The sequence below is a fragment of the Streptomyces katrae genome (assembly GCF_000966975.1).
Classification (GTDB): Bacteria; Actinomycetota; Actinomycetes; order Streptomycetales; family Streptomycetaceae; genus Streptomyces; species Streptomyces katrae.
Window position 1 is genome coordinate 1 of the sequence record NZ_JZWV01001189.1, and the last position, 5,954, is coordinate 5,954.

At 74.8% G+C, this 5,954-nt stretch carries 7 protein-coding genes and 1 pseudogene; 4 read left to right on the forward strand and 4 right to left on the reverse strand.

The features are described from left to right. The 3 genes and pseudogenes from VR44_RS34680 to VR44_RS34690 form a co-directional block, all read right to left on the reverse strand. Nucleotides 1–330 (reverse strand): annotated as a pseudogene (locus tag VR44_RS34680) (ABC transporter); the annotation flags it as partial. Continuing rightward, nucleotides 327–1,148 (reverse strand): ABC transporter ATP-binding protein, encoded by an 822-nt coding sequence (locus VR44_RS34685; RefSeq protein ID WP_045951620.1) that lies wholly within the window; start codon nucleotides 1,146–1,148, stop codon nucleotides 327–329. The pseudogene VR44_RS34680 and the gene VR44_RS34685, both read right to left, overlap by 4 nt. Further along, nucleotides 1,145–1,819 carry an AIM24 family protein gene (locus VR44_RS34690; RefSeq protein WP_045951621.1) on the reverse strand — a complete coding sequence of 225 codons (675 nt, stop codon included), beginning with the start codon at nucleotides 1,817–1,819 and terminating at the stop codon, nucleotides 1,145–1,147. Before VR44_RS34690 ends, VR44_RS34685 begins: the two co-directional genes overlap by 4 nt. 71 nt (nucleotides 1,820–1,890) lie before the next feature. Between VR44_RS34690 and VR44_RS34695 the strand changes: the two genes are divergently transcribed. Both VR44_RS34695 and VR44_RS34700 read left to right on the forward strand, forming a co-directional pair. Then, nucleotides 1,891–2,640 (forward strand): peptidyl-tRNA hydrolase, encoded by a 750-nt coding sequence (locus tag VR44_RS34695; RefSeq protein ID WP_045951622.1) that lies wholly within the window; start codon nucleotides 1,891–1,893, stop codon nucleotides 2,638–2,640. Then, entirely contained in the window at nucleotides 2,637–3,071 is a 435-nt protein-coding gene (locus tag VR44_RS34700; protein WP_045951623.1) for an SMI1/KNR4 family protein, read from the forward strand. The genes VR44_RS34695 and VR44_RS34700 overlap by 4 nt, the downstream gene beginning before the upstream one ends. Nucleotides 3,072–3,103: 32 nt before the next feature. On the opposite strand, the gene VR44_RS34705 is transcribed toward VR44_RS34700, so the two are convergent. Beyond that, on the reverse strand, nucleotides 3,104–3,877 hold the full coding sequence (locus VR44_RS34705; RefSeq protein WP_045951624.1) for a glycosyltransferase family 2 protein: 774 nt from the start codon (nucleotides 3,875–3,877) through the stop codon (nucleotides 3,104–3,106). Between the two features lie 203 nt (nucleotides 3,878–4,080). On the opposite strand from VR44_RS34705, the gene VR44_RS34710 reads away from it, so the two are divergent. Both VR44_RS34710 and VR44_RS34715 read left to right on the forward strand, forming a co-directional pair. After that, nucleotides 4,081–5,373, forward strand: coding sequence for an MbnB/TglH/ChrH family RiPP precursor modification enzyme (locus VR44_RS34710; RefSeq protein WP_045951625.1), 1,293 nt, complete (start codon nucleotides 4,081–4,083; stop codon nucleotides 5,371–5,373). Next, on the forward strand, nucleotides 5,370–5,954 hold a 585-nt coding region (locus VR44_RS34715), incomplete at its 3' end, for a TIGR04222 domain-containing membrane protein (RefSeq protein ID WP_169791073.1). The genes VR44_RS34710 and VR44_RS34715, both read left to right, overlap by 4 nt.

Here is a 5,954-nt window from a genome sequence, read left to right on the forward strand (position 1 = left end):
GTCGCCGGCCAGCAGGGGGTAGGCCGCGGCGAGCACCCCGGTGAGCAGGGCCCCGGCGAGGCCCGTCAGCAGGGCCGCCGCGTGCACCCGGGCCGGGCCGGCCGCGGCGGCGGTGCAGGCGCGGGCCGCCGGGGGCTCGGCGGTGACGCAGACGCGGACCAGCCAGGCCGTCAGCGGGACCAGCCCGGCGGCGGCGTAGCCGAGGGAGTCCAGCGTCCGGTCGCCGGGCTGGATGCCGATGCCCACGAAGACGGCGTACACGGCGAAGGGGGCGAGCCAGCGCTGGGAGCGCAGCAGCAGCGCCCCCTGGTAGCGGAGCAGGGCGGTCAAGGGAGTTCCTCCACGGCGCGGATGCGCCAGGGCGGCCGGGCGGTGAGCAGCTCGCGCAGCACCGCGTCCGAGCGGTCGGCGCCGACGGTCAGCAGGATCCCGCCGCCGGGGGCGGCCACGGCGCCCTGCGGCGGGACACTGCCGGGCGGCCCGACCGCCCGGATCCGGACGGCGGACACCGCGGTCCGTACGGCGGGAGCGTCGGCGGTCACGGCCTCCAGGCTCCCGTCCCGCAGCCGGTAGCGGGCGTCGGGCAGGCCGGCGAGCCGGGCGGGGTCGTGGTCGACGAAGACCACCGTGCCCCCGGCGGCGGTGCGTTCGGTGACGGCGCGGTCCAGTTCGGCGCGGGCGGGGGCGTCCAGGCCTGTCCAGGCCTCGTCGAGGACGAGCAGGCCGGGCTCGGCGAGCAGCGCCTGGGCGACGGCCACCTTCTGGCTGCTCCCCTTGGACAGTTCGGCCAGTGGTGTGCGGGCGTAGGCCGAGGCGCCGAACCGCTCCAGCCCGTCGGCCGCCCGCCGGGCCGCCTCGGCACCGGTGAGGCCGTGCACCCGGCCGAGGTGGGTCAGGTAGGCCAGCGCGGTCAGCGGCAGGACGGCGGGGAACCGTTCGGGCACGTACGCGACCCGGGACGCCCGGCCGGTGATCCGCCCCTCGGTCGGGGTGTCGATGCCCGCGAGGAGCCGCAGCAGGGTGGACTTGCCGCCGCCGTTGCCGCCCTCGATCCGGACCAGGGCCCCGGGCGGCAGCTGCGCCTCGACCCCGCGCAGCACCCAGGGCCGCCGCCGGCCGTAGCGGCGGCCCACTCCGGTGAGGTTCAGTGCGCCGCCGCCGTCTCGGTGTGCTCACTGGGCCGGACGATGACGAAGCCCTCGCCGCGCAGCATCAGCTGGACGGCCTCGCCGGAGCCGCCGCGGATCATCGAGCCGATGGACTGGGAGCGGTGCAGCCCGGTCTCCAGCTGGGCGCTCCAGCCGACGACCGCGTCCGTGTCCACATAGACGGGGGACTGCGACGTGACGGGGATGATGATCGGGTTTCCTTCGCAGACGACGGCGAGCTTGCCGGTGCCGGTGAAGACGCTGTTGAAGAGGCCGCCGCCGGTCATCCCGGCACCCTTGACCATCTTGATCTCGTACGACAGCGTCGCGTCGAAGCACAGGACGTTGCGTCCGTTGATGGTGAGCGCGTCGCCGGGTTCGAAGTCGATGACGAAGCAGTTGCCGGCCTGGTGGGCGAACCAGGCCTCGCCCTGCCCGCGTACGGACATCAGCGCGAGGCCCTCGCCCGTGACGGCCCGCTTGAGCATGCCGCCGATGCCCTGGCCCTTGCGTTCGAACTGGAGATTGCCGCGGAAGGCGACCATGGAGCCCTGCCGGGCGAGCATCTCGCCGTTCACGGTGTACTTGACGGACTTGGCGTTCTGCAGGGACATCCCCGGCGCGGCCGCGGGCTGGGCCAGGTTCTCACTCGCGAAAAGGTCGCTCTTCATGGACATGATCCTCGCCCGGAGCGGCCACCCGGGACATCCTCCTCAAGACGGACCCTGGCATCCTTGACGGGATGAGCAGCCAGCACACGAACCAGACCTCAGAGGTACCCGCGGTCGGGGCGGACAGCCCCTTCCGGAAGGAGCACGTACTGCGCGACGAGGCCCCGCAGTTCGTCCTGCCGCTGGTCGTGCGGATCGAGAAGGCCGAACCGCCGGCCCGGACGGACGCCCTGGAGACGGCGGCCCGGGCGGTACTGGTCCTCCTCACGGACGAGCGCGCGCACGGCGAGGGCGAGTGGGCGCGGGCGGTCCGCGACTGGCAGGACGCCCGGATCCGCAAGGTGGTCCGCAGGGCCCGCGGCGCGGAGTGGCGCAAGGCCGCCGCCCTGCCGGGCGTCACGGTCCACGGCGGAGCGGCCGAGGTACGGGTCTTCCCGCCGGTGCCCCTGGACGGCTGGCCCAAGGAGCTGGCCAAGCTCCAGGTGTCGGGCACGGACCTGGACGACCCGGAGCCGGCGCCCACGCCGGAGCCGGGGGTACCGGTGCTGTGGCTGAACCCGGACCTCGGCATGTCGGCCGGCAAGGCGATGGCCCAGGCGGGCCACGGGGCGCAGTTGGCCTGGTGGGAGCTGACGGCGGCGGAACGCGCCCTGTGGCAGGCCTCGGGCTTCCGCCTGGCCGTCCGCACCGCTCCGCGCGAGCGCTGGGCGGAACTGAGCGGCAGCGGCCTCCCGGTGGTCCGTGACGCGGGCTTCACGGAGATCGCCCCGGGCAGCTGCACGGTCGTATCGGACCACCCGGCCCTGCGGGCCCGGCTGTGAACTGGCGGGAGCTGGTCCTCGGCCTCCTGCCCGAGGCGGAGCTCGCCGGACCGGCGGACGAGGCGGACCTCGCCGAGGTGGAGCGGGTACTCGGGCAGCCCCTGCCCGGGGACCTCGCCGGCCTGCTGCGGCAGTGCGACGGGGTCGTCGGGCGGCACGGTACCGATGTGGTCTGGAGTGCCCGGCGGATCGCCCGGCAGAACGCGGAGCTGCGCGGGACGCCGGTGTTCGCCTCGCTGTACATGCCCTTCGAGCCGCTGATGTTCTTCGGGGACAGCGGCGGAGGGGACCTGTTCGGCGCCGTCCGGATCCCGGAGCGGTGCGAGGTCTTCGTCTGGGACCACGAGTCCGACGGACGGTCGTGGGCCGCCGGCGGGACGGAGGACTACCTCCGCCGGGCCCTGCCCGCACGGGGCGACTGGTACCGGTAGGGAGGGCCCCCGGACGCCACGTCGGCATGGAGTCAGATGCGCGAGTTGCGCAAGGACTGCCAGGCCGCGCCGGCCAGCGCCCGCGTCGCCCGGGGGACCGACAGATGCTCGTGCTCGCGGTACAGCGACCAGTTGTACTGGACGAGCGAGAGCTTGTTGGACGACAGGGACCCCGCCTGGTGGGCCCGGTACACCGCGAGCGGCTCGGCCAGACCGCGGGCGTCGGCGCCGTCCCGCATGATCGACAGCCAGAGGGCGTAGTCCTGGCGCTTGCGCATTTCCGGCATCAGCCTCGTGCCCAGGACGTTGCGGTCGTACATGGCGGTGAGAGCGCCGATGTGGTCTCGGACCAGCATCGCGCGGTAGTCCACGTGCTCCCGGGCACGGACCACGCGCCCGTTGGGGACCCAGTCGGTGCTCTCGCCGGTGTGGTCGGCGTCCATCTTGAAGTACGAGGTGAACGTGAGCGGCGCGGTGCCCTTCGCGGCGAAGGCGAGCTGCTTCTCGGTCTTCTCCGGCAGCCACATGTCGTCGCTGTCGAGGAAGGCGACGTAGTCACCGCGGGCCCGCTCGATCGCGAGGTTGCGGGCCCGGCCCGCGCCGCCCTGCTCGGGTGCCCGCTCCGGCAGCACGCGCTCGTCCTGTGCGGCGAACTCGCGCAGCAGGTCCATGGAGCCGTCGGAGGACCGGTCGTCGGTGACCAGCAGTTCAAGGTCGCTGTGGGTCTGGGCGAGCACGGACCGGACGGCCGCACCGAGGGTCGCCGCCGAGTTGTACACGGGCATCACGACAGACACCAGGGGCACAGCACTTCTCCCTTGCCAGACCACGAACGACCCCCATTCAAACACCGCGACCGAGCACGAGTACACCGCCGCCGTCTGCGCCGTTCAGGCGACCCTCCTCGGGAACCTCAAATGTTGCTCTGAACGTCCCCTCCCGGTGGTTGACCCGTTCGCGTCGGGGCCATCACATCGGCACGGAGTCCTTGAGAGGGGGCGAGGGGGACATGAAGCCCATGGCACGCCTGGGGGTGGGCATCGGCTGGAGGCCTGAGATCGCCGCTGCGGTCGAGCGGCTGGAGGGGCTGGACTGGGTCGAGGTGGTGGCCGAGAACGTATGTCCGGGCCACCTGCCCGAGTCCCTGCTGCGGCTGCGCGAGCGGGGCGTACGGGTCGTGCCGCACGGGGTCTCGCTGGGCATCGGGGGCGCCGACCGGCCCGACGCGGGGAAGCTGGCCGCGCTCGGGGAGCGGGCCGTGGCGCTGGGGGCGCCCCTGGTCACCGAGCACATCGCGTTCGTGCGCACCTCCTCGCCCGTGCTGGAGGCCGGGCACCTGCTGCCCGTGCCCCGGACCAGGGACGCCCTGGACGTGCTGTGCGAGAACGTGCGGATCGCCCAGGACGCGCTGCCGGTGCCGCTGGCGCTGGAGAACATCGCCGCGCTGGTGTCCTGGCCCGGGGAGGAGCTGACCGAGGGGCAGTTCCTGACCGAGCTGGTCGAACGGACCGGTGTACGGCTGCTGATCGACGTGGCGAACCTGCACACCAACCGGGTCAACCGGGGTGAGGACCCCGCCGCCGTGCTGGACGCGATCCCGCTGGAGGCGCTGGCGTACGTGCACGTGGCCGGGGGCATCGAGCGCGACGGCGTCTGGCACGACACCCACGCGCACCCGGTGCCGCCGGTGGTGCTCGACGTGCTGGCGGAGCTGCGCGAGCGGGTGGACCCGCCGGGGGTGCTGCTGGAGCGGGACGACGACTTCCCCGCGGAGCGGGAGCTGGCCGGGGAGCTGGAGCGGATCCGCGCGGTGGCGGGGGGCGCGGCGGCTCCGGTACGTCTCCGGGAGCCCGTGGCGGTGCGTCAGGAGGGGTCCGGGCCCGTCGCGGAGGCCGTGCGGACGCGGGTGGGGCTCGGGCAGGCCGCGCTGCTGTCGGCGCTGGTGGCCGGGACGCCGGTGCCCGAGGGGTTCGACCGGCGGCGGGTGCGGATCCAGGCACGGGCGCTGGCCGCCAAGCGGGCCTCCGTGGTGGAGAGGATCGCCCCCGAGCTGCCGGGGGTCCTGGGCGGGCCCGAGGCCTTCCGCACGGCCTTCCTGGCGTACGCGCGGCGGCGTCCGATGACGGCCGGTTACCGGCGTGACGCGCTGGACTTCGCGGAACACCTGCTGATCCGGGACCTGCCGGACGACCCGGCCGCGCGGCGGCGGCTCACCGCCTGGTGGCGGGAGCGGGCCGGGGCCCGGCCGCCCCGGCGGCTCGTGCGGTGGGCCCGTGCGCTGGTGGGGAGGGGCGGACGGTGAACGTTCTGGCCGTGGCGGTGTGGGCCGCCGTCCTCCTGTCGAGCCTCGGGCTGCTGCTCGGGCCGCGGCGGGCGCGGGTGCCCGGGACCCCCGAGGCGCACGACCTGTCCGAGGCGGCGTTCCTGGCGGGCGGGCCCGGGACCGTCGTGGACGCGGCGCTCGTCGCGCTGCTCGGGGACGGCCGGCTGGTGGCGGGCGGGCCGGGCATCGTCCACGAGGGCCGGCGGGCGCGCGGTGCGGACCCCGCCGAGCGGGCCGTGCTGTCGGCGCTGCGGGCCGCGCCGTCCGGCTGGCTGTACCAGGTGCGGTACGCCGCCATGCTGGACCCGGCCGTGCAGGAGGTGGGGGACGCCCTCGCCGCCCGCGGGATGGTCTCGCCCCCCGGGTCGGGGCGGGGGCGCCGGCGGTGGGGGTTGGTGCAGGCGGTGGTGTGTGCGGCGCTGATCCCGGTGTCGCTGCCGGTGACGTTCGTGGCCATGGCACTGACGCGGGAGGCGCAGGTGCCGTTCGTCCTCGAGGTGCTCCCGGTGCTGGTGGGCGGCATCGTGGCGGGCGCGTGGGGCGCCAGGCGGGCCCGGCGG

What these genes read in the sequence shown, in the direction of transcription:
- VR44_RS34695 (WP_045951622.1), top strand. Translation starts at nt 1,891, where the DNA reads ATGAGCAGCCAGCACACGAACCAGACCTCAGAGGTACCCGCGGTCGGG.
- VR44_RS34710 (WP_045951625.1), top strand. Translation starts at nt 4,081, where the DNA reads ATGAAGCCCATGGCACGCCTGGGGGTGGGCATCGGCTGGAGGCCTGAG.
- VR44_RS34690 (WP_045951621.1), bottom strand. Translation starts at nt 1,819, where the DNA reads ATGAAGAGCGACCTTTTCGCGAGTGAGAACCTGGCCCAGCCCGCGGCC.